The sequence below is a fragment of the Corallococcus exiguus genome, from assembly GCF_009909105.1.
Taxonomy (GTDB): Bacteria; Myxococcota; Myxococcia; order Myxococcales; family Myxococcaceae; genus Corallococcus; species Corallococcus exiguus.
Map to the genome: position 1 here is coordinate 423,465 of NZ_JAAAPK010000007.1, position 25,135 is coordinate 448,599.

General features: G+C 68.5%; 21 protein-coding genes. 16 read left to right on the plus strand and 5 right to left on the minus strand.

Annotated features, from left to right (window positions below):
* The first annotated feature begins 113 nt into the window (after positions 1-113).
* Both GTZ93_RS26145 and GTZ93_RS26150 read left to right on the plus strand, forming a co-directional pair.
* Positions 114-1,463, plus strand: a complete 1,350-nt coding sequence (locus GTZ93_RS26145; protein WP_139917218.1) for a sensor histidine kinase — start codon at positions 114-116, stop codon at positions 1,461-1,463.
* On the plus strand, positions 1,460-2,824 hold the full coding sequence (locus GTZ93_RS26150; protein WP_161663059.1) for a sigma-54-dependent transcriptional regulator: 1,365 nt from the start codon (positions 1,460-1,462) through the stop codon (positions 2,822-2,824). Before GTZ93_RS26145 ends, GTZ93_RS26150 begins: the two co-directional genes overlap by 4 nt.
* A 4-nt stretch (positions 2,825-2,828) precedes the next feature.
* Here the strand turns inward: GTZ93_RS26150 and GTZ93_RS26155 are convergent, their stop codons facing one another.
* Positions 2,829-3,857 carry a hypothetical protein gene (locus tag GTZ93_RS26155; RefSeq protein WP_139915253.1) on the minus strand — a complete coding sequence of 343 codons (1,029 nt, stop codon included), beginning with the start codon at positions 3,855-3,857 and terminating at the stop codon, positions 2,829-2,831.
* Positions 3,858-3,941: 84 nt separating this feature from the next.
* Here GTZ93_RS26155 and GTZ93_RS26160 point away from each other — a divergent pair, with 84 nt between their 5' ends.
* Positions 3,942-4,385, plus strand: coding sequence for a putative immunity protein (locus GTZ93_RS26160; protein ID WP_139915254.1), 444 nt, complete (start codon positions 3,942-3,944; stop codon positions 4,383-4,385).
* 103 nt (positions 4,386-4,488) lie between these two features.
* Positions 4,489-5,367: a hypothetical protein gene (locus tag GTZ93_RS26165; protein WP_120575252.1), complete on the plus strand. Its 879-nt coding sequence runs from the start codon at positions 4,489-4,491 to the stop codon at positions 5,365-5,367.
* A gap of 13 nt (positions 5,368-5,380) precedes the next feature.
* Here the strand turns inward: GTZ93_RS26165 and aac(3) are convergent, their stop codons facing one another.
* Complete coding sequence (gene aac(3) / locus GTZ93_RS26170; protein WP_139915255.1) at positions 5,381-6,178, minus strand: aminoglycoside 3-N-acetyltransferase; 798 nt, start codon at positions 6,176-6,178, stop codon at positions 5,381-5,383.
* 204 nt (positions 6,179-6,382) lie between these two features.
* On the opposite strand from aac(3), the gene GTZ93_RS26175 reads away from it, so the two are divergent.
* The 4 genes from GTZ93_RS26175 (at position 6,383) to GTZ93_RS26190 (ending at position 12,298) form a co-directional block, all read left to right on the plus strand.
* Complete coding sequence (locus GTZ93_RS26175) at positions 6,383-7,504, plus strand: NosD domain-containing protein (protein WP_139915256.1); 1,122 nt, start codon at positions 6,383-6,385, stop codon at positions 7,502-7,504.
* Positions 7,505-7,634: 130 nt separating this feature from the next.
* Positions 7,635-7,862: a hypothetical protein gene (locus GTZ93_RS26180; RefSeq protein WP_139915257.1), complete on the plus strand. Its 228-nt coding sequence runs from the start codon at positions 7,635-7,637 to the stop codon at positions 7,860-7,862.
* A gap of 438 nt (positions 7,863-8,300) precedes the next feature.
* Complete coding sequence (locus GTZ93_RS26185) at positions 8,301-11,168, plus strand: xanthine dehydrogenase family protein molybdopterin-binding subunit (protein WP_139915258.1); 2,868 nt, start codon at positions 8,301-8,303, stop codon at positions 11,166-11,168.
* The gene (locus GTZ93_RS26190; protein WP_161663060.1) at positions 11,165-12,298 is read left to right on the plus strand and encodes a 2Fe-2S iron-sulfur cluster-binding protein; all 1,134 of its coding nucleotides are present in this window, start codon (positions 11,165-11,167) and stop codon (positions 12,296-12,298) included. The genes GTZ93_RS26185 and GTZ93_RS26190 overlap by 4 nt, the downstream gene beginning before the upstream one ends.
* A gap of 24 nt (positions 12,299-12,322) precedes the next feature.
* On the opposite strand, the gene GTZ93_RS26195 is transcribed toward GTZ93_RS26190, so the two are convergent.
* Positions 12,323-16,000 (minus strand): VIT domain-containing protein, encoded by a 3,678-nt coding sequence (locus tag GTZ93_RS26195; RefSeq protein WP_139915259.1) that lies wholly within the window; start codon positions 15,998-16,000, stop codon positions 12,323-12,325.
* A gap of 109 nt (positions 16,001-16,109) precedes the next feature.
* Here GTZ93_RS26195 and tam point away from each other — a divergent pair, with 109 nt between their 5' ends.
* Entirely contained in the window at positions 16,110-16,880 is a 771-nt protein-coding gene (gene tam, locus GTZ93_RS26200; protein ID WP_139915260.1) for a trans-aconitate 2-methyltransferase, read from the plus strand.
* Here the strand turns inward: tam and GTZ93_RS26205 are convergent.
* A complete protein-coding gene (locus GTZ93_RS26205) occupies positions 16,861-18,312 on the minus strand; it encodes an aminotransferase-like domain-containing protein (RefSeq protein ID WP_139915261.1) in 1,452 nt (483 codons plus the stop codon). The two genes, tam and GTZ93_RS26205, sit on opposite strands and share 20 nt — an antisense overlap.
* Positions 18,313-18,495: 183 nt before the next feature.
* Between GTZ93_RS26205 and GTZ93_RS26210 the strand changes: the two genes are divergently transcribed.
* The 7 genes from GTZ93_RS26210 to GTZ93_RS26240 all read left to right on the plus strand — a co-directional run bounded on the left by GTZ93_RS26210 (position 18,496) and on the right by GTZ93_RS26240 (position 23,425).
* Positions 18,496-18,882, plus strand: a complete 387-nt coding sequence (locus tag GTZ93_RS26210; RefSeq protein WP_139915262.1) for a DUF2917 domain-containing protein — start codon at positions 18,496-18,498, stop codon at positions 18,880-18,882.
* Positions 18,883-19,167: 285 nt separating this feature from the next.
* Entirely contained in the window at positions 19,168-20,166 is a 999-nt protein-coding gene (locus tag GTZ93_RS26215; RefSeq protein WP_139915263.1) for a methionine ABC transporter ATP-binding protein, read from the plus strand.
* The gene (locus GTZ93_RS26220) at positions 20,159-20,839 is read left to right on the plus strand and encodes a methionine ABC transporter permease (protein WP_139915264.1); all 681 of its coding nucleotides are present in this window, start codon (positions 20,159-20,161) and stop codon (positions 20,837-20,839) included. The genes GTZ93_RS26215 and GTZ93_RS26220 overlap by 8 nt, the downstream gene beginning before the upstream one ends.
* A gap of 5 nt (positions 20,840-20,844) precedes the next feature.
* A complete protein-coding gene (locus GTZ93_RS26225; protein ID WP_139915265.1) occupies positions 20,845-21,672 on the plus strand; it encodes a MetQ/NlpA family ABC transporter substrate-binding protein in 828 nt (275 codons plus the stop codon).
* Between the two features lie 64 nt (positions 21,673-21,736).
* Positions 21,737-22,579: a helix-turn-helix domain-containing protein gene (locus tag GTZ93_RS26230; RefSeq protein WP_139915266.1), complete on the plus strand. Its 843-nt coding sequence runs from the start codon at positions 21,737-21,739 to the stop codon at positions 22,577-22,579.
* Positions 22,580-22,606: 27 nt separating this feature from the next.
* The gene (locus tag GTZ93_RS26235) at positions 22,607-22,966 is read left to right on the plus strand and encodes a VOC family protein (RefSeq protein ID WP_139915267.1); all 360 of its coding nucleotides are present in this window, start codon (positions 22,607-22,609) and stop codon (positions 22,964-22,966) included.
* A gap of 63 nt (positions 22,967-23,029) precedes the next feature.
* Positions 23,030-23,425 (plus strand): SRPBCC family protein, encoded by a 396-nt coding sequence (locus GTZ93_RS26240; RefSeq protein ID WP_120575242.1) that lies wholly within the window; start codon positions 23,030-23,032, stop codon positions 23,423-23,425.
* A gap of 30 nt (positions 23,426-23,455) precedes the next feature.
* On the opposite strand, the gene GTZ93_RS26245 is transcribed toward GTZ93_RS26240, so the two are convergent.
* A complete protein-coding gene (locus GTZ93_RS26245; RefSeq protein ID WP_139915268.1) occupies positions 23,456-25,135 on the minus strand; it encodes a lipase family protein in 1,680 nt (559 codons plus the stop codon).

Sequence of the window (25,135 nt, forward strand, 5' to 3'; positions counted from 1 at the left end):
GCCGGGGCTCCGAACACGAAGGGGGCAGTGAGGAGGAGGCCCCAGGGCACACGGGCTGGGGCATCCGCCTTGCTTGGGCATAGGGTAGCGCCCACGGTCCAGGAGGACGCGCCTTGCATTCCCTACCCCCGCCCACGTCCGCCGGAGTCGAGCAGGTCCAACGCGAGGCGTTCTCGCGGATGTTCCGGCAGGTGACGAAGGTGCTGTCGTTCCTGAGTCCCCTGCCGGTGGTGATGGTGTCGCTGGGGCTCATCGGGGACACGGCCGCATGGCGCCGTTGGTGTGTGGCGTTGGCGTTGACGCTCGTGGTGGCGGGGGTGGGGGCCATCGTGGTGTGGCGGCGTCAAGCCGTGGTGTCGCATGAGCCGGGCAGGCTGCTGCCGACCGTGGCGTTCCCCCTCTTCACGGTGATGAACCTGTCGCTGGGAGGACTGGAGAGCCCGCTCATTCCCCTGGTGCTGCCGGCGTCCCTGGCCACGGCCATCCTCTTCACGCCCGCGCGGGCTCGCAGGTGGGCGGGCTACCTGCTCGCGCTGGTGGGCGTGCAGGCGGCGGTGACGTTGACGGGCGCGGTGGATGACCTGGTGCCCATGCTCTTCGGCGGAGGCCCGCGCGCGGGACACAACAACGCGCTGCTCCTGACGATGCTCGCGGTGACGGTGTTCCTCGTCATGTGGACGAACTTCATCGGCATCCATCTGCGGCGCACGTACCGCGGCATGGTCCGCACGGCGCTGGACGCGAGGGATGAAGCACTGAGCGCGCACGAGGAACGGGTGCGCTCGCTCACCACGCTGTCGGGAGAGATTGCCCACGAATTGAAGAACCCGCTGGCGAGCGTGAAGGGCCTGGCCGCGATGATTGCCCGCGAGGTGGAGGGCCGGCCCGCGGAGCGGCTCGCGGTGCTGCGCCGGGAGGTGGACCGGATGCAGGAGATCCTCGAAGGGTTCCTCAACTTCTCCCGGCCGCTGCTCCCGCTCAATGAAGCGCACGTGCCGCTGGATGGCCTGTGCCGACAGGTGGCGGAGCTGCACGAGGGCATGGCGGGAGAACGAGGCGTGGCATTGAGGGTCGCGGAGGGGCCGCCGGTGGAGGCGTGGTGCGACGCACGCAAGGTGCGCCAGGTGTTGATCGACGTGGTGCAGAACGCGCTGGACGCCGCGCCTCGGGGCACCACGGTGGAGCTCCAGGCCTGGACGGCCCCGGAAGGTGGCGGCCGCGTGGAGGTGAGGGACCGGGGTCCCGGGCTGGCGGCGGAGGTGCGCGAGCGCGTCTTCGAGCCGGGCATCACCACGAAGCCCCACGGCTCCGGCCTGGGCCTGGCCCTGTCGCGAGCCCTGATGCGCCAGCACGGCGGAGAGTTGAGCCTGCGCGCCCGTGAGGGCGGAGGCTGCGTGGCGGAGCTGAGCCTCCCGGCCACGCCCAAGCCGGTCGAAACACAGCGACAGGAGGCCCTGCCATGAAGGCCCGCGTGCTGGTGGCGGATGACGACGCGGGCGTGCGCTACACGCTGCGCGGCTTGCTGGAGGATGACGGGCTCACCGTGGAAGAAGCGGTGGACGGCGAGGCCGCGCTCGCGCGCCTGGAGCAGGAGCCGCCCGTGGACCTGGTGCTCAGCGACCTGCGCATGCCGCGCGTGGACGGCATGGAGTTGCTCCGCCGCGTCGCCGCGCGACCGAATGCGCCCCGCGTCATCCTCATCACCGCGCACGGCTCGGAACGCCACGCCGTGGAGGCCATGAAGCTGGGCGCGCTGGACTACTTCCGCAAACCCTTCGACGTGGACGACGTGCTGGCCGTCGTGCGCCGGGCGCTCGGGATGGTCCGGCTGGAGGCGGAGAACGAGCGGCTGTCCGGCGAGGTGAACCTGCTGCGCTCGCTGGTCTTCGTGTCACCGTCGATGGCGCGGCTGGCCCTGCTCATCCAGCGCGTGGGCCCTCGAGACGTCACCGTGCTCATCACGGGAGAGAGCGGCACCGGCAAGGAGCGCGTCGCCGAGGCACTGGTGCGAGCCTCTCCGCGCGCGGACAAGTCCTACGTGCGCTTCAACTGCGCCGCCCTCACGCCGGAGCTCGCGGAGGCAGAGCTCTTCGGACATGCGAGGGGCGCGTTCACCGGCGCCGTGCGAGCCCGGCCCGGTCTCTTCCGCGAGGCCTCCGGAGGCACCCTGCTCCTGGACGAAGTGGGAGAGCTCGCCCTGCCCCTCCAGGCGAAGCTCCTGCGCGTCTTGCAGGAGGGCGAAGTCCGGCCCGTGGGAGAAGACCGCTCCTTCCCGGTGGATGTCCGCGTCCTGGCCGCCACCCACCGCGACCTGCCCCAGCGCGTGGCGGAGGGCCGCTTCCGCGAGGACCTCTACTATCGCCTCAAGGTCGTGACGCTCCAGGTGCCCCCGCTGCGAAGCCGCCCGGAGGACATCGCCGCGCTCGCAAGACACTTCCTCGCCCGCCACACCGAGCGCTTCCACATGCCACCGGTGCCCCTGACGCCCGCCCTCCTGGAGCGTCTCACGGCCCACCCCTGGCCCGGCAACGTGCGCGAGTTGGAGAACGCCCTGGAGAGCGCCGTGGTGCTGTCCGCCGACGGAACCCTGGACCTGGAGTTGTTGCCCGGAGGCGCCAGCACGCCCACGTCCCAGGCCAACACCGGCACCACCCTGCGCGAGAAACTGGATGCACACGAGCGTGAGCTCATCCTCGCGGCGCTCTCGGCGTCCAAGGGCCAGCGCACGGAGGCCGCGAAGGCGCTGGGCATCGGCCGTGCGACGCTGCACGACAAGCTCCGCAAGCATGGCCTCCTCAACGAAGGCGAGGAGCCCGAGCAATGAAGGCTCACGGCTCTGACGGTACGGGCTCCGGCGCCGTCTTCACCTCACAGGAGTAGCTGCCGGAGCGGGCTCCTGGTGTCCAAGGATGGCAGGCGAGGACAGGCAACGGCGGGGCCCCTGACGGAAAGGGGAAGCGGCCTTCGGCCAACTCACACGAGGGAGCGGAGGGATTGAACCAAATGCACGCCCTGGCCGGCAGGCGCTCCATCGGAAACCACTCCGACTTCCGGCTCCGACGCTCGTCGCAAGCCTCCTGTGGCTCGCCAGGGTCGACACAGTGGAAGGCAGAAATCCGTGGCGTCCTCTGACGGAGTTCCAATCGCTTGCACCAGCGGAGTTCGACCCGCCGCTCGCAAGCCTTCTGCACTCCGAACGACCCAGAGACTTCGGTCAACTCGAACGCGCGGCCCTCCCGCGACACCCCGAACATCATCAGATGCTCCGCGTACTCGGCCGTGAAGAACGGTTGGCCCTTCTTCCATAGCGCCTCCGCTTCCGCATGAGCAGCAGGTGTGACGGGAGGCATCTGCGGAGGAGCCAACAGACGCCCTCCAACCGCCTCGATGTTACACGCCTCGCAGCTCACGGTCTCACGCTGGAGCGACACGGGCACCGGCGGAAGGACGCCCGTGCGGAGCCAGGTCAGTTCGCTGTCATCCGACGAAAGAACCCTGCGGCTCCGCGTGCACATCCAGACCGCCTCCGGGCTGCTTTTGTCGGCATAGAGCAACCATGTCTGGCCCCCAGGCAGGTTCAGGACGCAGTCACCGCTCCACCCGTAAGGGAGCTGCAACACATCACCCGCCTTGACGCTGCCCTTGAACGCCTCCAGGACGTCCACGGTGGCGAAGCGTTCGGACCGGCCCTCTGAGTCACGGACCCGCCCCAGGTAGATGAACCCGGCCTGATCCCGAGCCCCCTCTAGCGAACCGGGAAGTCCCTGCGTGATAAAAGTACATGAACAGGCCCACCCGGTTGCCGGCACCGCCAGCCAGCCCACCAGCACCGCGATCCACCACGCGTTCCTGACCATGGAAGAGATTCTAGCCACACATTGACCTGCGAGGCTGGAATGACAGTGAATACGCAAGGAGTGTGACGCAGGGAGGGGCGGAGCATGGAGCTCGACAGGTCCGACCACGAGTGCCTGGCCCGTTGGGCCGCTGACTGCGCCGAGCGCGTCCTCCCCTTCTTCGAACAGGAGTTCCCGGAGGACCACCGTCCCCGCCAGGCCATCGAAGCAGTACGCGCGTGGCAGCAGGGACACCTGATGATCACCGACGCAATCGTCGCCGGCTTCGCCGCGCACGCCGCTGCCTCGGATGCCACCTCACACGCCGCTGCATGCGCCGCGGCCCGCGCCGCTGGACACGCCGCCGCCACCGCCCACGTCGCCAGCCACGCGGCACAGGCCGCCACCTTCGCGGCTACCGCCGCGGCCCATGACGCGGCCGAAGTTTCGGACGCCGCCGAAGCCACCGCCCGGGAACGCGCCTGGCAGCGCCAGCAGCTGCCGGAGCACCTCCACGCCCTGGCGCTTCCTGTCCGGAACAATCGCTGAACGCACTGCGCGTGCGCGACGCATCCCGCCCATGCCGCCCACCCGGCATTGGCTCGGCCGCGCCATTTGACAAAACCAGCAAAATCCGTTTTCCATTTTTACCATGAACTTCAGAAAGCCAATGTTGTGCACGGTGGTGCTGGCCTCCGTTGCCTGTGGCGGCGAGGCCTTCGAGGGTGAATCAGTCGCGGCGGAGGACCTGTCCACCACGCGGCAGGCGGCCTTCTCCGGCGTGAACGGGACGGTGTGCGAGGAGAGCCCGTACAACTGCAAGCTGCGGCCCTCCGGCGGCAACCGCGTGCAGACCAATGACCCGGACGACAATGATGCCTGGGGCATCACCACGGGCGTGCCCATCCGTGACGGCAACGGCACCGTGGTGGGCACGTCCACCCGGACGAGCTCCCTCTTCAATTACGGCCAGACGCGCACGTTCGCCGGCGAGCTGCACGCGTTCGCGACGTCGACATCCAACTCCAGCTCCGGCTGGCTGCCCATGTCCGCCATCCTCGGCCGCACCTCTTTCGAGGACAAGGTCGGCCACGTCTCCGCGCTGAGCTCCGGGCTGAGCAAGATGGCGTGCTACGCCGTGCGCAACTCGCACGACCCGGCGCTCGAAGTGAAGAAGGTGGTCTACGACACGACGTCGTCCAACGAGCGCGCGGGAGACTACCTGCCGCTCGTGCGCGCCAATGGCCTGCGCTCGGCGAACCTCACCTTCAACGTGCCGGGCTTTGGCCTGGGCGGCGTCGCGGTGGACCACTTCCCCGCGGGCACGAAGTTCCAGCGGCTGGACGTGCCGACGAACTCGGGCGCCCCCTCCATCGACATCCCGCTCTGGGTGCTGGACAGCGCGGGGCGCTACCGCCAGCAGTCCGGCACCATGAAGTTCATCTACGGCTACGTCATCGCCGCCACCAGCACCCGCCGCAACGGCTGGATGGCCTATGACGCGCTCGAGGTCAGCTCCGGCTGTCCTTGAGTCACGGCGCCGTTCAGCGAGGGTACGCCTCCAACCATGCGACGCCCCGGCGCAGCAGCCCGCGGGCGGCGAAGAGATGTGACACGGCCTGGGCAATGCTTCCGGAGCGGCCGATTCCCTCCGCGAGGCATTGCTCTCCAATGCGCGTGAAGGGGTCCACGCTGGACACGCGCAGGGCGTCGGTCACCGGCTCGCTGGTATCGAACTCCTCGAAGTCCACCCAGCGCCGCTCGCCGTCGACCTGGAGCGGCCGCTGGTAGCGGACCACGCGCTTGCCCGGGAGGTCCGCCAGGTGCTCCGCGTGGTGCAGAATCGTGAGCGTCTCCAGCGGAGCCCCGAGCATCAGCACCTTGCCCTCCGCCTCCACCAGCCGGGCCAGCGGCGATTCGAGGCCATAGCCATAGAGGAAGGAGTGGTCCGCGCAGAGCCACTCCGCCCGCGGGCCGATGGCGACCATGCCCGCGTCCGGATGGTCACTGCGGACCGCGCCGGGCCAGGTCCTGAGCGTCTCCGCGAGGATGCCGTGGTCGCGGCTGGCTCTCGCGGTGCGCTTGTCGAAGGTGGGTATTTCGTCGCGCAGGCGCGCGTCCTCGAAGTCCTCCGGCTCCACGCCCATCTCCCAGTCCAGGTAGGCCATGAGCGTGCCCCGGCGGCCCACTGCGTCTTGCAGCGCCTGCACCACGGTGTTCACCCCACCCAACACGGGACCGAGGCTCCGGAGACCGGCATGGACCATCACGACGTCGCCCTCTTCCACGCCCAACCGCCGCAATGAATCCCTCAAGCCGGTCCGGGTGGCAGGGGTCGTCATGGCTCCATCCTTCCTGTCGCAGGGCTCTGGAGGATAGCAACCGCCCCGCCCCGTGGGGCGCTGTAGGTCTGTGCGTCTCCGCGCAATCGCCTGACACCGACAGACGGACTGGGGGGCATGAGGTGGTGTGAGCAGCCTCCCCGCTCGGGGGCGGATGGCCTCCGGCGAGGGGGAAGCAGCATGGGAAGAATTCGGGATGGGATCGTGACGTGGCCCCTGGCGCTGCTGCTCCTAGCGGCCACCACCGCGAAGGCCAGCACCCAGGAGAAGTCGGAAGCCTTCGAGGCCCGCGCCGTCCGGTGCGGAGAAGTCCTGACGAGGAACACGCGGCTCACGCGCGACCTCATCTGTGCGGGCACGCCCATTCCCGCCCTGCGGATCGCCGCGCCGGGCGTCGTGCTCGACCTGGGAGGCCACACCGTGCGCCGGGCCGGGAGCGAGCCGGGCGACACGGTGGGCATCTCGGCCGAAAGCGACAGCACCGTGCGCAACGGCACCATCCGAGGCTTCAACCGGGGCTACGAGTACAACGCCACCGTGCACCTGCATCAGGTCGCGCTCGTCGACAACAGGATCGCCATCTTCCACACGAACGGCGGTGGAGGGTTCCTGCTGACGGATTCGAGGGTGAGTGGGAGCGTGGTGGGGTTCAGCAGTGAGTTCGACGCGACGTCCGGCTCCATCGACATCCGAGGATCCCTGTTCACTGGAAACGGGCTCGTGTTGTTCGTGGACTTTCACGACACCCGCATCTCCGGTTCGACCTTCACGGCGAACCAGACCGCACTGTTCTGCTACTCCGGCAATGTCCTCATCCGGTCGAGCACGTTCACGGAGAACGCTTCCGTGGCGGAACTGACGTGGAGCAACGGCCGCTTCGACAACTGCTACGAGCTGGTGTTCGAAAACTCCATCCTCGCGAACAACACCGCGTTCGGGACGCCCGAGAGTCCCGACTGGCAGGCGTTCGACTTCCAGATGCGCAACACGTGGGTCATGAACAATGGCGAGGGACTGCGCCTGGCGGCCCAGACGCTCGACGTGCGCGGCAACCTCTGGTGGGACAACGCAGGAGGGCTGACGCTGTCCAACCTGCCGGACTTCGAACCCGTCCCGCAGGAGGGCCCGGTGCGCAACAACCGCTTCATGTCGAACCGCGGGGACGGCCTGCGCGTGCTCCCGGGCAGCACGCCCACCCTCTCCAACAACGTCTGCCAGGGCAACGCGGGCTGGGGCATCCACGCGCCCACGGCCATTGACGGAGGAGGCAACGTCGCGCGCGGCAACGGAGCGGGCGGCTGCGTAGGGGTCGCCTGCGCCCCGTAAGGCATTGAAGGGGTCTCCGGGGACCGCGAGGCTTTCCCGGAGACGCCTGCCCATTGTCCTGATTTGAAAGGCAGCGCTATCCTGGCGGAGCAGCACCCATTCCCCCAAAGACCAGGAGATGCGAATGCGCGTGGCAATCATTGCCGGACTGATGGCCGTTGGACTGCTTGCGGGCTGCGGCGGCGCCGAGGAGATGGAGCCCATGAGCACCGAGGAGGCCAACCGCGTTGTCGAGATGGCGGTCCCGAGCGCCTGTACCGACGCGTGCGACCAGAAGTACTACCAGTGTTACTTTGGCGGCGGCGACCCCTACTACTGCAACAGCTACCGCGCGTTCTGCATCTCGCAGTGCCCGTGATGGCGTGAGCCGAAGCGGCGTGCCGGAGTCAGGGCACGCCGCAGCCTGCAGGCAGCTCTACGGCCTCTGCATGCGCGCGGCGCAGGGAGACCTGGAGGAGCAGCAGCAGTGCGCGATGGAGTACGTCACCTGTAACGAGTTCTGTCCGTCCCCGAGGCGCGAGCCATCAAGCGCGCGTGGAACGCCCCAGGCAAGCCCGTAGGATTGGGATAATCATTGGGCGATGGGTTGGCGGCTCTTTCAGACAGTGACTGGCGCCAGAGTTCTCGCAATTGAACACATCCTACGCGAGTGACTTGCGCGGAAGCCCGGTCCAAGCCTGTCGTGGCAGGCGTTCCTTGGCTCTCGGTGTTGCGGCGCTCTCGAAGCTACGATTCGCGTACTGGATGTTCGCCTGAACGTCACCCGGCCTCCACCGGGCAGTCTTTGGGGTTGTCCATGTCCTCTGTAATGAGTGACCGCGAGAAGAAGGTTCGCGGCATGAAGGTCTACGGGCGCGACTTCCGCCCGCAGGAACTCTGGAGCGGGTCATCGGGCTGTCGTTACGTCTACCTGCTTCGCGCTACCCGCGCGAATCAGAAGTACCTCGGCCTCGACCGTCAGCAGTTGGATGGAGTCTTCGCGGATCTGGGACTCCAGGCCCCTGACGTCATCGAGGCCGCGCAGCTCGCGGGGCGTCTGGTCGCGGCACCCTACAAGCAGAAGCCCAATCTCACCGCCAGGCCGGAAGCCATCGCGCACCCGGCCCGGGGCGTGGACCTGGCATCCTTGGTCAATGGCACCAGGCTGGAGAAGTTGATCTCGGTCGAGGCCTTCGGACTGTATTGGCTCACGCCGCCCGGCGGTTATCCCGATCACATCGGCCAACCAGTGGCGCTCTTGTTGTTCAGCCGGGCTGGCGATCTCCGTGACTTCGCCAGTTGGAACCGGATGGCGCGTCGGCGGGAGGACTACACACTCCTCCGCTTCGACAGCTCCTCGCAGATTGACCGAGAGCAGGACATCAGGCGGCTGCTCAATCCATTGATGGCCGCCAGACCCCTGAAAGAAGAGTCCTACTACGGCTCCGTCCACTTCATCCGCAGCCAGCTCGACACGTGCCCGGACCACCCCTTTCCCAGAAAGGACATCGGCAGGAGCCGATACGATCCCGAAGGGCTCGCGGCCAACGCGGAGCCTCCGCTGGACGCCAAACAACTGGCCCTCAACCTGGAGGCACGCAAGGCGCGGGAGGCGATTCGCCGCTCCGCGACCGAGGAGGGGCTCGTGTGGCTGCGCCGGACCTATTTCACCCAGAGCATCGATCCGATGTTCATGGAGCCGGAGAACGGCCTGGCCTGGCTTGACGAGACAGGCGCCAGGCCGGTGCTGCGGATCGCGGCCGGGACCCAATCCCCCAGGAAGGACAGGGAGGCGATTGATCAGCTCACGGAGGTAGCGGTCAAGGGCGGCAAGCTGCCGAAGCTCACGATCGAGCTGATGACGTTCCCGATTGGCGGCGGCTTCGGAGGGCGCGACCTCTCGACGTTCCCGGTCTACCTGGCCATGGCGGCCCTCTTCTCAGACACCCCGGTGCGCCTGGTCTTCGACAGATATGAGCAGTTCCTGTGCGGCATCAAGCGGCACGCCGCGGTGCTCCAAAACGAGCTCGCCTATAACGCCGAAACGGGCGACCTCCACTCGCTCCACTCCACCATCTACATGGATGGAGGCGGAGTCCTGAACCTCACCAAGCCGGTGGTGGAGCTGTGCGCGCTCCATGCCGCGGGCCCGTATGCGTTCAAGCACAACGCGATCAGCGGATATGCCATCAGTACGGACAGCGCGCCCGCGGGGTCCATGCGCGGCTTCGGCATTCCGCAGACGGCCTTCGCCATCGAGTCGATGATCGACGAAGTCGGGACCACGGTCGGCACGAAGGATCCGATTGAATTCCGTCTCAAGAACAACCGGCTCCTCAAGACGGGGGATGTGGACGTCACGGGCTTCGAGCTCCGTCACCACCTCGACACCGAGCGCATCTGCACAGAGGCCGCGAAGGAGCCCCTCTGGCTGGAGCGAGAGGCGAAGCGCAAGGAGTACGAAGAGCGCGGAGGCGGGTTGGTGAAGTACGGCGTCGGGTTCGCCTGCGCGATGCAAGCCATTGGAACCAGCGGCGACGCGGTGTTCGCGGAGGTGAGCATCGACCTGAAGGGAGAGGTGACAGTGCGGTCCACCGCCATCGAGATGGGCCAGGGTTCGGATACATCGCTGGCCATCGCGACGACGAAGGTGCTTGGCCGGAGCGCCTCCCGGGTCGTGCTCGGAGTCCTGGATCGCTTCGACCATCCGAATGTGAGGCTTCAAAAGAACAACTACACCCAGGGACAGCCGACGTACACACCGAAGCTCGACAACTCAATGAGCGCGTCGGTGACGGCGTTCTTCCACATCCATGCCGTCGAACAGGCGGCGCAGGTGGTCTTCGACCATGGGCTGAAGCCGTGCGCGAGGCTCATCTGGGGGGACGTGCCGGAGACGGCCACCTGGAAGGATGGCCATCTGGTGGCTCCGGACCGGCAGCCCATTCCTCTTGAGCAGCTCGCCGCCCTGGCCCATGAGCAGGCGGCGCAACAGGACAAGCAGGTCTGCACCGGGGCAATCGTCCACACCTATTACCGGAACGCGTATGCCTGCTCGCCATACACGATCAACCAGACAACGCACGAGCGCTACATCGATGGGCTCTCCGTGCTCTACCGGGGCAATGAGGAGGACGTTGGAAACTACGAGCGGGTGCGCCGGGAGAGAGACATTCCCCTGGACCTGGTCGCGGCGGACGCGGAGCGCCACATCCGGAGCGTCTACGCCTCGGTGGGACACCTCATCGCGGTGATGGTGCACACGCGGTCGGGGGCGATTGAAGTCGTGGACGCCGTCACCCTCCTGGATGCAGGGGAGGTCCACCACAGGGAGAGCGTGGAGGGGCAAGCGGATGGTGGCTTCGCCATGGGCCTGGGAATGGCGCTGCTCGAGGAGGTTCCGCCGTCGCCCGTGGGCGTGGACGGCGACCTCAATCTCCACCGCTATCCCCTCATCCGGGCCACGCAACTGCCGCCCGGAGGGCTCCAGTTGCGGATCCTGGAGCTGGCTCCTGGAGAGCAGATCCTGAAGTCCGGGCCACCGATCCGGAAGAAAGGCATCGCTGAAGCCGTGATGACCCCCGTGATGCCAGCCATCGCCAACGCGATCGCGCACGCCACGGGAGCCCGGTTGACCGTTCTCCCCTTCACTCCCAAGCGCGTGTTGGAGGCGCTGCGTCCATGAGCCAGGACACCCGACGCATGTTCACCCTCCACATCAACGGTGTGGAACAGAACCCCGTCGCCGCGGGCGACGACCTGCTCGTGGACGTCCTGCATGAGCAGTTGGACCTCACCGGCACGAAGCTGTGCTGCGGCATCGGCTCGTGCGGAGCCTGCAAGGTCATCGTGCAGAAGGAGCCCGGAGGCCCGAAGATGGCCATGCTCGCGTGCTACGCGCGCATGGACTCCATCGAAGCGCTGCACATCACCACCGTGGAGGGATTGAAGGGACCGGACGGGGGACTTCACCCGCTGCAGCAAGAGTTTCTCGACGGGTATGCGTTTCAGTGTGGATACTCGACCCCTGGATTCCTGATGGCAGCCGACGTGCTCATGGACCAGCTCGCGCGGCGGCCGGTGCCGGTCTCCAAGCTGGACAATCGGATCCGGCAGGCCATTTCGGGCAACCTCTGCAGGTGCACGGGGTATGTGAAATATACCCAGGCAATCAAGAAGGTCATCCTCGCAGCGCCGGAGCTGACCTGCACCGAGGAGCCCGCCCCCGAGGCAGCCCGCTCCGTGGTCACCTTCCGGATCCGCAAGCAGTCCTCGAACGACCTCGAGGAGAAGTCGCTGGTCGGCTTCTTCGATCAAGTGGATGCGACGGTGCAGTTCGCTACGCCGTTCCGGTTGGACACCTGCATCGGAAAGGTGACCGTCAAGACGGACGCCCTGCGGACGGGGGAGCCGGTCCGCGACTTCAACCTCAGGCGGTTCTTCTTCCAGCAGCTGGACTCCATCGACTTCACCCTGGATTCGGCCGAAGTCATCGACGGGCGTTATCAGCTCGACGCAGTGCCCTTCGGGACGGCCATCCCGGTGAACATCCATGGCCGTCTGGGAGTATTCGGCAACAAGCTACCGGCGTTCGCCGACGCAGTGGTGACAGTGCTGGACGCCACCAACCTGCGAATCACCTCGCGCGCGCCGGTGATGGTCGACATGCGGGACTGCGGCTTCGCGGTCGACTCCTTCGCGAAGGACTTCTTCCTCAAGCTGGGGCGAGAGGTCGAAGTCACCTTCGACCTGCTTCTGGAGACGAAGGAGCAACCCGGCCCGGCGCTCTGGCGCACCGGGAGCAAGGTCACCTGAGGGAGGCCTGTGAGTGGACGGACCTCACGGTGAGGGCTGCGCTGTCACGCGGTCCTTCGACGCCACCAGCTCCTCTCGCCGCAACAACAGACGCGCGTTCGTGTTGGGCAGGATGCGCACCTGGAAGCGCCGCTGGGCCATGTCCTCGGCCGTGAAGACGTTCCGGTCGCTCACGAGCAGCAGCGCGGTGGGCACCACGTACCGCGACGAGCGATTGCCGTAGTAGTGCACCAGCACGTGGTAGGGCCCCGGCGCCGCCTTCCGTGCGTGGTACAGCTCCGGCCCCAGGCCGTCCGTGATGTCCCAGTACAGCTGCCCGCCCAGCGACGTCTCCTTGTGCTGGTAGAAGCACTTCTCCCCGTCCGGCTCGATGACCCACAGGTCGATGTCCGTGCTGTCCGAGTTCCAGTGCGTGGTGAGCTGGTAGTCGATGGGCCGGGCATCCGCGAACATCCCCGCGCCGTCAGGTCCGCGAAGCCCGGCACGGCGAGCCTTGAGCACGGAGGCCACCTCCGCGAGCCGGGGCTGCCGCTCCAGTCCCGCCAGCATCCGGGCGTAGTGGAAGCTCGCCACCGTCCGCATCTCATCGACATGCCGCTTCCAGGGGCGCGCCAGGACGATCTCGTAGTTCCGGGCGGCCTCCGAATAGCGCCCGGCCGCGTCCAGCGCGAGCGCCTCCTCCAGGAAGGCTTGCGCCTCGAAGGGACGGCTGAGGCGCACGTGCTCGAAGAGCTCCGCCGCCGCCGGGTACTGCCCCAGCGCCAGCAGGCCGTACCCCACCAGCCGCAGCGCCTCCGCGTCGCGAGGCCGCAGCTCCACGGGCGACGACAGCGCACGCACCGCACCCCAGGTGTCCCCGGAGAAGGCACGCCTGCGCGCCACGGCCTCGTAGATCATCACGTCGTCCCGGTTCTCCCGCCGCGCATTGCGATAGGCCAGCTCGGCCTGGAGCCGCTCGTCACCGCCCGCGTAGGGCGCGTCCTTCAGTGGCTGGCGTCGCAGGAGCGCGGCCAGCCCCTTCTGCTCGGCGAGCCGGGCCACCACCGCGCGGCCTTCGGTGGGCACGTCGTCCAGCGCGATGCCCAGGAGCTTGTCGCGGCGCTGGTCCTCTTCCCTGCGCCGCAGCGACTCCAGGTTCGCCAGGTCCACCTGCTCGTCACGGACGGCATAGCGCGTGTAGTCGCCCTCGGACTCCAGGACGAGCATGGACGCGCGCGCGTTGGCCAACCGGTAGTGCTGGCTGAGCGCCACCACCATCCGGTCCAATCGCTCGTCATCCAGGGACACCAGCTGGGACACGAAGAGCTCCGCCCACGCCCGGGGCGCGAACGCGCTGTTCACATCCACCGGCAGCGGGATGCGCAGCGTGCGCTCGGCCCCGGTGCCGGCCTGGGTCACCACCTCCAGCGCCGCGTCGCCCTTGCCCGGCAGCCGCCCCGCCACCTGCAGCTCCTGCCCGGGGAAGACGAGCCGGGGCCGGCCCGCCACCACCAGGTCCTTCACGTCCGCGCCCACCACCGACACGCGGGACAGCACCACGGACGCCGCGCGGTGCGCCTTCGCGGCGGCGTCCACCTCCGCCGCGGACAGGACGGTCACGACACGTCCGCCACTGGAGCGAGCCAGCGCGTCGAAGAGCTCCGTGTTCACGGCCGCCTCGCCGAAGCGGTACGTCACCCAGCGCAGGGACTCCACGCACGGGTGCCGGGAGAGGAGCGCGTCCACGCGGCTCTGCCCCCACGTGATGTTGCCGTCGGACAGCAGGAAGGCCGTCACGCGCTCTCCGGCGGCGGAGGGCTTGAGCCACTCACGCCCGGCCCGGTCCAGTTCCTCCAACGCACCGTCCACGTGGGACGCGCCCTCCAGGAAGACGCGCTCCAGCTCCGCGAAGCTGGCCTGACGGTTCGCCGCGTCGTTCGTGCGGAAGCCCGGCCCGTGCAGCCAGCGCGGGCGCACGTCGAAGAGGAGGACCGCGTACTCCTTCAACGTCGCGTCCTTCTCCAGAAGGGCACGCAGCGTGGCCGCCTGGATGGCCCAGGCGTTGCCGTCCTCGGCGGACAGCGAGGTGTCCACCACCAGCACCGCGCGGCCCGTGGGAGGCCCCTCCGCGCCGGAGGTGAGCCGCTCCGGCAGCCGCACCCGCGCGTGGAAGGCGTGGCCCGGAAGTCCCGCGTCGTCCGCGCCCACCAGCACGTCCGCGTCCTCACCGCGAGGCTTCAGGGCCACGCCCAGCGCGCCGTCCCCAGCGAGCTTGGGGAAGTCGTAGACCTGCCAGGCCTCCCCCTTGCTGCCCTTCGCGCCGGTCTCCGGCTGCACGGTGATCTCCGACGCCTGACGGGGATCCACGTGGATGCGAGCGGTGACGCGCAACTCCTTGCCCGCGCCCGGAGGCAGCGGCCACGTGTAGCGCAGGCGGGTGCCGTCGAAGAGGAGCGTCTGCTCATACGCGATGACGACGCGCTTGAGGGACTTCGGAGGCAGGGGGAAGACGCGGGCGCTGAAGGTGGACGCGCCCGACCATTCGAGCAGCGCGGGGTCCACGTTGCGGCGCACGACGTCCTCGTACACCTCCCGCGCGCGCTTCTGCTCCACGACGCGGGCCTCCTGGATGTCGCCCCAGGAGCGCTTCGCGCCACGGGCCGAGGGCGGCGCGGAGGCAGAGAGCCGCTCCGACTCCGCCGAATCATCGCCCAGGGGAGGCAGCAGGTCCGGCGACTGGAACAACGAGGGCGTGTCCACCGCCACCGCCCCCGAGTACAGCGCGAAGCCCGCGACCGTCGCGCCGCCGGGGAGCGGGTAATAGAACGTGCCTTCGAGGCTGCGGCCGGTGTCGTTCTCGAAGAGGTGATCGACCACGGTCCGCGCGCGGGAGCCCTGGATGTACGTGACGACGCGCACGGCGCGGGTCTTGAGGGGCTGATAGCGGCCGTCATCGCCCATCACCAGCACCTTGGCGGCGCGAGGCGCGGCCTCCACGCGAGGCAGCACGGGCTTCGGGGCTTCCTCCTTGGCGACCTGCTTCTTCGCGGGCATCGCTCCAGAGCTGGAGCCGAACATTCCACCGAGGGCCCGGCCACCGCCACCGCCACTACCGCTGCCCTTGATGATCTGGATGATCTCACGGCGGCGCTGCTCCGAAGGAGGCGGGGCGCCCGAGGGCGCTGGCGCCGCGAGCCGATCACCCACGACGCCTCCGATGGCCCCCCCGGCCACACCGCCCTCGAATCCATCCGCTTCCGGCTCGGAGGGAGCCTGCGCGGCGGGCGCGGCGGCAGGCCGTGCAGGCTCCGCGCGTGGCCTCATCTCGCGACGTTCCGCGGCCCCGCTCTCCGCGACATCCAACACCTCCGACTCCCCCAGCCCGGGGGCCCCGATGCCGAGCGAGCTCGGCGGAGCAGCGGCGCGCGAGCGCGCAAGGTCCCTCGTTGCAAGGGTGTCGGCTGGAGAGAGCGCCGCGACCTCCTGTTCGGAGAGCACCTTCGGATCCGCCACGGAGTCGCGCAGCGCCGCGAGGTCCACCTCGCCCGTGTCCGGTTGTCCCGCGACGGTGGCGGGGGCCACCAGCCCCGCCTGGATGAAGGGCGCGGGTGTTTCACTCGGGGCGGCGGCCTTGGGAGGCGGAGGAACGTCCGCGTCCCGTTTGCATCCCGAGGCGAGGACCCCCATCAGCAACACGACGGCGGAAGCACGATAAATGCGCATGATTGAACGCTAACCCATCCGCGAATGGCAGGCGCCTGCCCGCTGAGACATGGACAACCCATGACACCGCCATGACGCGGTAGGTTCCCAAGAAAAAAGGGGGATGCCCATGGACTGGTCAGCGGCGCAGTACACGCGATTCGAGGACGAGCGGAACCGCCCCATCCGTGACCTGCTCGCGCGGGTTCCCATGGCCGACGTGAAGCGCGCGACGGACATCGGCTGCGGCCCCGGCAACTCCACGGAGCTGCTGCGCGCCCGCTTCCCCAAAGCCGCCGTCACCGGAATGGACAGCTCCCCGGACATGCTCGCCGCGGCGCGCAAACGCCTGCCGGACGTGCGGTTCGACCTGGGAGACGTCGCGACCTGGAGCGACCCGGGCCCCTACGACGTCATCCTGGCGAACGCGGTGCTGCAGTGGGTGCCGGACCACGCCGCCTTGATGCCCGCGCTCTTCCACAAGCTGGCGCCCGGTGGAAGCCTCGCCGTGCAGATGCCGGACAACCTGGACGAGCCGTCCCACCGGCTGATGCGAGAGACCGCCAGCGCGGGTCCCTGGGCGGACACGCTGAAGGGAGCCGCGAGCGCCCGGACGGAGCGCCACGATGCTGACTGGTACTTCCGCACGCTGCGCGACGCCGGAGCCACGGTGGATGTGTGGCGCACGACCTACTTCCACCCGCTGACCGGAGGCGCTGGCGCGGTGGTGGAGTGGTTCAAGGGCTCAGGACTCCGGCCCTTCCTCGACCCGCTCGACGCGAGGGAGAAGACCGACTTCCTTGGCCGATATCAGGAAGGGATTGAACGGGCCTACCCGACCCTGCCCGACGGGACGGTCCTGCTGCCCTTCCCCCGGCTGTTCATCGTCGCGACGCGCTAGCAAGTCCGCAGGCGATGCTCCCCAGCGTGGCGACAGCGGCCTCGATGCGCGGCGTCCAGGGTTGGCCACAGCTCAGCCGGATGAAGTTCCGGTAGGAGTCCGGCCGCGCGGAGAAGATGGAGCCGGGCGCGATGCTGATGCCCGTCTCCAGGGCTCGCGCGTTGAGCACGTGGGCATCCACCGAAGGAGGCAACTGCACCCAGAGCAGCAGCCCTCCCGAGGGCAGGGCCACGCGCGTGCCTGGGGGAAAATGCTCGGCGACGGCGCGGGCCACGTGCTCCACCTGCGACGCCAGGTTGCGGCGCAGGGCGCGCAGGTGTCTGTCATAGCCGCCGTTCTCCAGGAAGCGCGCGACCGCCTCCTGGGTCAGCAGTGGCGACGCCACGGTGTGCGCGAACTTGAGCAGCTCCACGCGCTCCCGGAACCGGCCCGGGGCCACGTAGCCCACGCGGAAGCCCGGGGCGATCGTCTTGGAGAACGAACCGCACAGCAGCACCTGCCCGCGCGTATCGAAGGCCTTGCAGGGACGGGGACGCTCCGGGCCGAAGTGCAGGTCGCCGTAGATGTCGTCTTCGATGAGCGGCACGTCGTGCGCGGTCACCAGGTCCACCAGCCGGCGCCGGTGAGCCTCCGGCATGCAGCTGCCCACCGGGTTGCTGAAGCTGGGGACCACCAGCACCGCGGCCACGCGCCGCCGCTCCAGCGCGGACTCCAGTGCGTCCAGATCCATGCCATGGCGTGGGTGGCAGGAAATCTCCAGGGCCTTGAGGCCCAGCGACTCGATGGCGAGCAGCGTGCCGTAGTAGGCGGGTGACTCGATGGCGATGGTGTCGCCCTTGCGCGCGGCCGCGACGAGACACAGGTGCACCGCTTCGGAGGCACCGCTGGTGGTGACGAAGTCATCGGCTCCCAGCGCGCAGCCCCACTCCAGCGAGCGCTTCGCCAACTGCTGTCGCAGCAGCTTCGAACCGGGAGGCACGTCGTACATCACGCCCTCGGCCTGCCGCTCCCGCGCGAGCAGTCCCAGCTCCCGGGACAGGCGCCGGGTGGGAAGCAGCTCCGGCGCCGGCCACGCGGTGCCCAGCTGCACGATGCGCGGTTCGCGTGACGACCGGTACAGATGCGACACCAGGTCGCTGACGGTGACAGGCGTCGCGGAAGCGGGCGGCCGGGACACCGGAGGCTCGGCGAGGCGCAGCCGCTCCCGTTCGCGCACGTAGTGGCCGGACTGGGGCCGCGTCTCGATGAGCCCCTGGGACTCCAGATGCAGATAGGCCTGGAGCACGGTGGAGACGCTCACCCGCTCACGGGCGCTCAGTTGCCGCACGGAGGGCAGCCGCTCACCAGGGCGGAGCGTGCCCGCGGCGATGGCGTCCTTCAGCCGCTCCGCCACGCGTTCGTAGAGCTTCAGTGAATGCGCACGTGCGCCCATGCAGGGTCCTCCTTCGGTCTTCAACGGATAGCGCCCGGCGCTCCCACTGCCCAGATACAGCTTCGTGGCGCCGCGACCAGCACAGTTCTCCGTCCTGGAACTGTACCGGTCACAATTCACATTTCCTGCATCTGTTCTGGTCGAGCCTCCGGACGCATGGTGGGTCCATCACGGAGGACCGAGATGGTGGACCCTTTCACGTTTCTGAATCCCCCCTGGCTGCGCTCGCTGGCCCTGCGTCTGCGAGGAGGCCCGGCATCCGACTCCTGCCAGGAGCGGGTGAACCTGCCGGAAGGCAGCCTGTGGAGCAGGCGCCTGCGCGGCCCGTCCCGCAAGCTCGTCTGCGAAGAGGGACAGGTCTGGCTCACGTGCGAAGGCGACCCGCACGACCACGTGCTCGTCGCGGGCGACACGCTGGAGGTTCACGCGGGGCACGTGGTGGTGCAGGCCCTGCGCGCGTCACGCTTCAACTTGTCCGACTGCCGGACAGGTTCAGCGCGCGAGGAGGGGACGCCGTCGCGCAAGCCCTGGGTTGACAGCACTCGCGGGCTCGACTACCTCCATCGCTGATGCTCGTTCGCGCCGCCACGTTCAGGACCTGTTGTCACGGCATGTGTTGCCGTGTCGCGGCCGGTCCGTCCGTTCGCATGCGCTGAGCCTCCCTCCGCGCATCCGCGCCCTGTCGGTCTGGCCTGTTCCCGTCATCCGGGGACGGGCCTTTTCATTTTCCCACCACCCTTCCCTTTCGCATCCGGTGCCCGCGCTCCCGTGAGCGCGAGCGCCCCAGGAGCTCCCGATGTCTCTCCGTCGTGACACAAGCCCACGCGCCACCAGGCACCCTGCCCGGAGCCGCGCGTGATTGAGCTGCGAGGCGTGGGAAAGGTGTTCGGACAGGGCGACCGGCAGGTGACGGCCCTGCACGACGTGTCGCTGCACGTGGCGCCCGGAGAGGTGTTCGGAGTGCTGGGACGCAGCGGCGCCGGCAAGTCCACCCTCCTGCGCTGCGCCAACCTCCTGGAGCGGCCCACGCGCGGCGAGGTGCGGGTGGCGGGACAGGACCTGCTGTCGCTGAGCCCCCGGGAGCTGCGGCAGGCGAGACAGGGCATCGGGATGATCTTCCAGCACTTCAACCTCTTCGCCTCGCGCACGGTGGAGGACAACGTCGCCTATCCCCTGGAGGTGATGGGCCTGCCACGCGAAGCCATCCGCGCGCGAGTGGCGGAGCTGCTGTCCCTGGTGGGCCTGACCGACAAGGCACGGGCGTATCCCGCGCAGCTGTCAGGCGGACAGAAGCAACGGGTGGGCATTGCCCGGGCCCTGGCGCCCCGGCCGCGTGTCCTGCTGTCGGATGAAGCCACGTCCGCGTTGGATCCGGAGACGACCCGCTCGGTGCTCGGACTGCTGAAGGACCTCCAGCAGCAGCTCGGGCTGACGCTGCTGCTCATCACCCACCAGTTGGAGGTGGTGAAGGCGCTGTGCGGTTCAGTGGCCGTGCTGGAAGGCGGAAGGCTCGTCGAGCAGGGACGCGTGCAGGAGCTGCTCGCGCGTCCGGAGTCGCGGCTGCGCGCGCTGTGCTTTCCGCCCCTGTCGGCGCGCGAGGGCCCCGCTCGCGTTGGAGGTCAGCGCGTGGAGCTGTCGCTGACGGACGCGCATGCGCGGAGTCCGTTGATCAGCACCCTGGCCCGCCGCTTCGACGTGGACGTCCTGCTGCTGGAGGGCTCGGTGGAGCGCGTGGGCGAGTCACGCGTGGGACGGTTGCTCGTGGAGCTGCATGGCGCGCCGGGAGCGGTGGCGGAAGCCCGGACCTTCCTGCGCGACCAGGGTCTGACCTCCGCGGAGGCCGCCCATGGGTGACCTGCCAAGAGCGCTGGGCGTGGCCACGCTGGAGACGCTCTACATGACGTCGGTGGCGTCGGTGCTGGTGGCGCTCGCGGGCCTGCCACTGGGCGTGTTGCTGGTGGCGACGGACCGGGGCGGTCTCTGGCCGGTGCCCGCGCTGAACCGGACGCTGGGGACGCTCGTGAACGTGGGGCGCTCCATTCCGTTCATCATCCTGATGGTGGCCATCGTCCCACTGACCCGCCTGGTGGTGGGGACCACCATTGGAACGACGGCGGCCATCGTGCCCCTGGTGGTAGCTGCCATTCCCTTCATGGGCCGCGTGGTGGAGCAGGCCTTGAGGGAAGTGGATGCCGGCCGGGTCGAAGCGGCCGTGGCGATGGGCTCCACGCCCCTGCGCATCAGCCTCCGCGTGCTGCTTCCGGAGTCCCTGCCGTCGCTCGTGCGAGGCACGGCGCTCGTCGTCATCAGCCTGCTCGGCTACAGCGCCATGGCGGGCGCGGTCGGCGGCGGCGGCCTGGGCGACCTGGCGGTGAAGTACGGCTACATGCGCTTCCGCGTCGACGTCATGTGGGGCTGCCTCGCCGTGCTGCTGGTGCTCGTGCAGCTCCTGCAATGGCTGGGAGAGCGCCTGGCCTCCCGCTTCGACCACTCCCGCTCCCCCGTCCTCCCTCCTGATCACCCCTGAGTTCCATGCGCACTTCATTCCGAGTCCTGTCCGCGTCCCTCCTGCTCCTCGCGACGTCCTTGCTGGGAGCGTGCAAGCCCGCGCCATCCGAGTCCGCGAATGCCCTCCGTCCCCTGAAGGTCGGCGTCAATCCCGTGCCGCACGGAGAAATCCTCCGCGTCGCCGCCAAGGTCGCGGAGCGCGCAGGCGTGCGGGTGGAGGTGGTGGAGTTCACCGACTACATCCAACCGAACCTCGCGCTGGCGGACGGTCAGCTCGACGCCAACTACTTCCAGCACGAGCCCTACCTGGAGCGCTTCGCCGGGGAGCGCCACCTCGCGCTGAAGAGCGTGGGCGCGGTGCACCTGGAGCCGCTGGCGCTCTACTCCCTCCGGTTCCGGCAGCTCGCGGAGCTCCCCGCGGGCGCGAAGCTCAGCCTGCCGGCGGACCCCAGCAATGCCGCGCGGGCCCTGCACCTGCTCGCGAAGCAGGGGCTGCTGACCCTGCGTGAAGGCGCGGGAGCGGATGCCACGCTCCAGGACGTGGTGGGCAATCCGCGCAAGCTGGAGCTGAAGGAGATCGACGCTGAGCAGCAACCCCGCACGCTGGAGGACGTGGACGGCGCCGTCATCAATGGGAACTACTTCCTGGAGGCCCAGAAGCAGCTGCACCTGGACGCCCACGTCCTGGCCCGCGAGTCCGCGACGCGCAATCCGCATGCGAACGTGCTCGCGGTCCGGACGGGCGATGAAGCCCGTCCGGAGATCCGGGCGCTGGTGAAGGCACTCCAGTCCGACGAGGTGCGCCGCTACATCGACGCCACCTACAGCGGCGCGGTCATCCCCGCCTTCTGAGCCGCGGAGTGCGCCGAGCAAGATTCCCCAAGTCTTCGTGCCCCCCTCCTGCTAGCCAGCGCGGATGCGAACCACCATCCTGCACCGTTCGCGCTCCCTCTCTGTCGTGGACTGCCGGTGCGACGCGAAGCCGGGCGAACGCCAGTTCGAGGAGCGGCATCGGGCCTTCTCCGTGTCGTACGTCCGGTGGGGGAGCTTTGGCTACCACTCCCGCGGCGCGGAGCATGAGCTCGTGGCCGGAGCAACGCTCGTCGGGTACGCGGGTGACGCCTTCCACTGTACCCACGAGCACCATCTCGCGGGCGATGAGTGCCTGTCGTTCCAGTTCTCCGACGCGCTCGTGGATTCGCTCGGAGCCTCCCTGGACGTGTGGCGCGTCGGCGCCCTGCCCCCGGTCCCCTCCCTGGTGATGCTCGGTGAGCTCGCGCAGCAGACGGCCGATGGAAGGACGAACCTGGGCCTGGATGAGGTGGCGCTCGCGTTCGCGGCGCGCTTCGTGGGCACTGTCTCCGGGAAACGCGAGTCACCCTTGAGGATGCATGCGCGGGATCGGCGGCGGGCCGTCGAAGCCGCGCTCCTCCTCGATGCACAGGCAGAGGAGCCGCTGACGCTCGAGGAGCTCGCGGCGAAGGTCGGCTTGAGCCCATTCCACTTCCTCCGCGTCTTCCGAGGCGTGCTGGGCGTCACGCCGCACCAATACCTGGTGCGCATGCGCCTTCGTCAGGCGGCGCGCCTGCTCGCGACGGATGCCCCCATCGCTCGCATCGCGTACGACGTGGGCTTCGGGGACCTGTCGAACTTCGTGCGCACGTTCGGCCGCGCGGCGGGCGTTTCACCACGCGCGTTCCGGAAGGCATCGCGCGGGGACCGCAAGATTCTCCAAGAGAAGATGGCGGCCAACTCCTAGAAGTGAGTCTCACTTCAGGAGGCATTCGTGTTCGACCACATCGGTCTACGTGTGAAGGATCTCCCCCGCGGCATCCAGTTCTACCAGTCGGTGCTCGCCCCCCTGGGCTACGTGCTCTGTCACCAGGACGCGACGAGCGCGGGCTTCGGCCCCAAGGGTCAGCCAGCGCTGTGGCTCTATTCCGCGAGCGACGCCCGGAGCACCGGACATGTCGCCTTCCGGGCCAGCGAGCGCGCCGCCGTGGACCGGTTCCACGCAGCGGGCATCTCAGTGGGCGGGAGCGACCATGGCGCGCCGGGCATTCGCGCGGACTACGCGGACAACTACTACGCCGCGTTCCTCATCGACCCGGATGGGAACAACGTCGAGGCCGTTTGCCTCACGTAGAAGCCTCCAGCCGCATGCACACGCATTCAACCCTGGCGCCAACACAACACGAGCACACACACCATGGCTTCAATTCGCAAGGACATCACGACGAGCGCCACGCCCGAGTGGGTATGGGATGCAATCCGCGACATTGGCGCGCTTCACACGCGACTGGTTCCTGGCTTCGTTGTCGACACACGTCTTGAGCCAGGAGGCCGCGTGGTCACCTTCGGCAACGGGATGGTGGTCAGGGAGCCCATCGTGACGGTCGATGACGAGGGACGGCGTCTCGTCTGGGGCGCGGAAGGCGGACCGATGACCCACTACAACGGAGCGGTCCAGGTCCACGCGGAGGGCACGGGGAGCCGGGTCGTCTGGACCGCCGATTTCCTTCCTCACGAGGCGAGCGCCATCGTCGGACCGATGATCGACGAAGGCCTGGTCGCGATGAAGAAGGCACTGGACGGAGGCGCGTAGAACAGCCGCCCGGCAGGTCCGGCTCCCGAGTCAGACGATGTCGAGCCCGTACTGCGCCGCGGTCAGGTACTGAAGCATGACGAAGTAGACACTGGAGGAGGCCTTGTGGCCCGAGGCCCCCTGGTAGGACTTGATCATCTCGTTGCGCAGGGCCCGCAGCTGCGTCTTGTTCTGTGAGCGGTTGTCCGTGAAGGGATTGCTCAACTCCGCCACCAGGCCACACGCATCGGCGAAGGCGTCGAACGAGGCCCCATCCGTGTCGTCCACGACCTCGTAGTCGCCTTTCTTCTTCCCGCTGCCCTTGACCACGTCCGCCCAGAGCTGCGCGCGCACCCGCGCCCGCGACTCCGAGACACTGGTGACGAGCGCGACCTTCAGATGCTCCGCGAGCGCATCCGCGGCCCAATCTCCACCCGGCCGCACCGACGCTCCCCAGGTGCCGGTGGGGTTGAAGGAGAACGTGGGCCAGAAGCCCAGATCCGCGGGCAGCCCCATCCTGCTCTCCTTCCGGATGAGCCCGACGAGCCCCTTGCGCACCTCCTCGGGCTCATGCGCGTCCGGGAAGGCCAGCGTGCAATCCTTCAGGGGAATCTCCACGCCCAGATGGACCGGTGACGTGAGCGGATGCGTGAACACGCCCACGACCGAGTTCAGGGCCGTCACCCCGGAGGTCTTCACCTTCTTGCTGTTGTGCACGGCGTCGTACGGCGAGAAGTGGTGGAACACCTGCGCGGGCCCGCCGATGTGCAGCTCCAGCTTCTCCTTCGACGACTCCCCCAGCACGACGGGCGGCGCGGAGATGGCGTAGCAGCAGACGCTCACCCGGCTCTTTATCTTCGCGTAGACCTTCTCCAGGAGCTCGCCGCCCGCCAGGTCCAGATACGCGCACTGCGCGAGCGCGCCGCCCAGGCTGTGGCCGGTGAAGATGATCTCCCGGGGAACACGGCCGTGCATCGCCTCCAGGCAGGCCGCCGCCAGGGACTCCTGACAGCTCTCGTAGGCGTACCAGAAGCCGGCGGACAGCTTCGCGTTGCTGAACCGGCCGACCTTCACCTCCTTCAGGTGATTCATGTCGGTGACCCAGTCCGGGCTCCCCGCGCTGCTGACCAGCGCCTGCCCCAGCGCGCGTCCGCCGCTCCCGCTCCGGCTGCCGCGAAAGACCACCGTCAGCCGCTCGAGGTCGGGGTCGTAGATGGCGGCGCCCATCCAACTGGCCCAGCCGGCCTTCGGGTGCGTCTGCGTCATCCCTGTCTTGCCCTGGAAGTAGCAGCACCGCTTCGTACCGGTCGCACCGGAGTGCTCCAGGCCCAGCAGCGTCCTCTGCCCGAAGAGGTCCGGGACCTTGATGGTGATGTCTTCCCCTTCCAGGTCCACGCCCTTCGAGAAGGAGATGGAGCGGTCCAGGTCCCGGGGTTGGAACAGGATGTACGGAGCGTCTCCCGTGCCGCCCCGGTACACGACCCCGTTATGGGGGTTCGGCGGAGTCCTCAGGTCGTATTCGATGGGGTCGAACTTGTGGCTGTCCGCTTCGCTGCCGAGCAGCCTGTGCACCTGCGCCAGGACCCGGTCCCTCGCGCCCTGCCACATCCCGGCCCCGTGGGACTCGTAGAACGGATCCATCGGGTAGACACAGCCCTGGGCGTACGCCTTGTAGGCGAAGCGGCAGTACTCCAGCATGTCCAGGGCCGTCTGGGCATTGGGATGAGGCAC

Coding starts and splice junctions, on each gene's coding strand:
- GTZ93_RS26150 (WP_161663059.1), top strand. CDS start 1,460: ATGAAGGCCCGCGTGCTGGTGGCGGATGACGACGCGGGCGTGCGCTAC.
- GTZ93_RS26155 (WP_139915253.1), bottom strand. CDS start 3,857: ATGGTCAGGAACGCGTGGTGGATCGCGGTGCTGGTGGGCTGGCTGGCG.
- GTZ93_RS26160 (WP_139915254.1), top strand. CDS start 3,942: ATGGAGCTCGACAGGTCCGACCACGAGTGCCTGGCCCGTTGGGCCGCT.
- GTZ93_RS26165 (WP_120575252.1), top strand. CDS start 4,489: ATGAACTTCAGAAAGCCAATGTTGTGCACGGTGGTGCTGGCCTCCGTT.
- GTZ93_RS26185 (WP_139915258.1), top strand. CDS start 8,301: ATGTCCTCTGTAATGAGTGACCGCGAGAAGAAGGTTCGCGGCATGAAG.
- GTZ93_RS26190 (WP_161663060.1), top strand. CDS start 11,165: ATGAGCCAGGACACCCGACGCATGTTCACCCTCCACATCAACGGTGTG.
- GTZ93_RS26195 (WP_139915259.1), bottom strand. CDS start 16,000: ATGCGCATTTATCGTGCTTCCGCCGTCGTGTTGCTGATGGGGGTCCTC.
- tam (WP_139915260.1), top strand. CDS start 16,110: ATGGACTGGTCAGCGGCGCAGTACACGCGATTCGAGGACGAGCGGAAC.
- GTZ93_RS26205 (WP_139915261.1), bottom strand. CDS start 18,312: ATGGGCGCACGTGCGCATTCACTGAAGCTCTACGAACGCGTGGCGGAG.
- GTZ93_RS26210 (WP_139915262.1), top strand. CDS start 18,496: ATGGTGGACCCTTTCACGTTTCTGAATCCCCCCTGGCTGCGCTCGCTG.
- GTZ93_RS26220 (WP_139915264.1), top strand. CDS start 20,159: ATGGGTGACCTGCCAAGAGCGCTGGGCGTGGCCACGCTGGAGACGCTC.
- GTZ93_RS26225 (WP_139915265.1), top strand. CDS start 20,845: ATGCGCACTTCATTCCGAGTCCTGTCCGCGTCCCTCCTGCTCCTCGCG.
- GTZ93_RS26230 (WP_139915266.1), top strand. CDS start 21,737: ATGCGAACCACCATCCTGCACCGTTCGCGCTCCCTCTCTGTCGTGGAC.
- GTZ93_RS26240 (WP_120575242.1), top strand. CDS start 23,030: ATGGCTTCAATTCGCAAGGACATCACGACGAGCGCCACGCCCGAGTGG.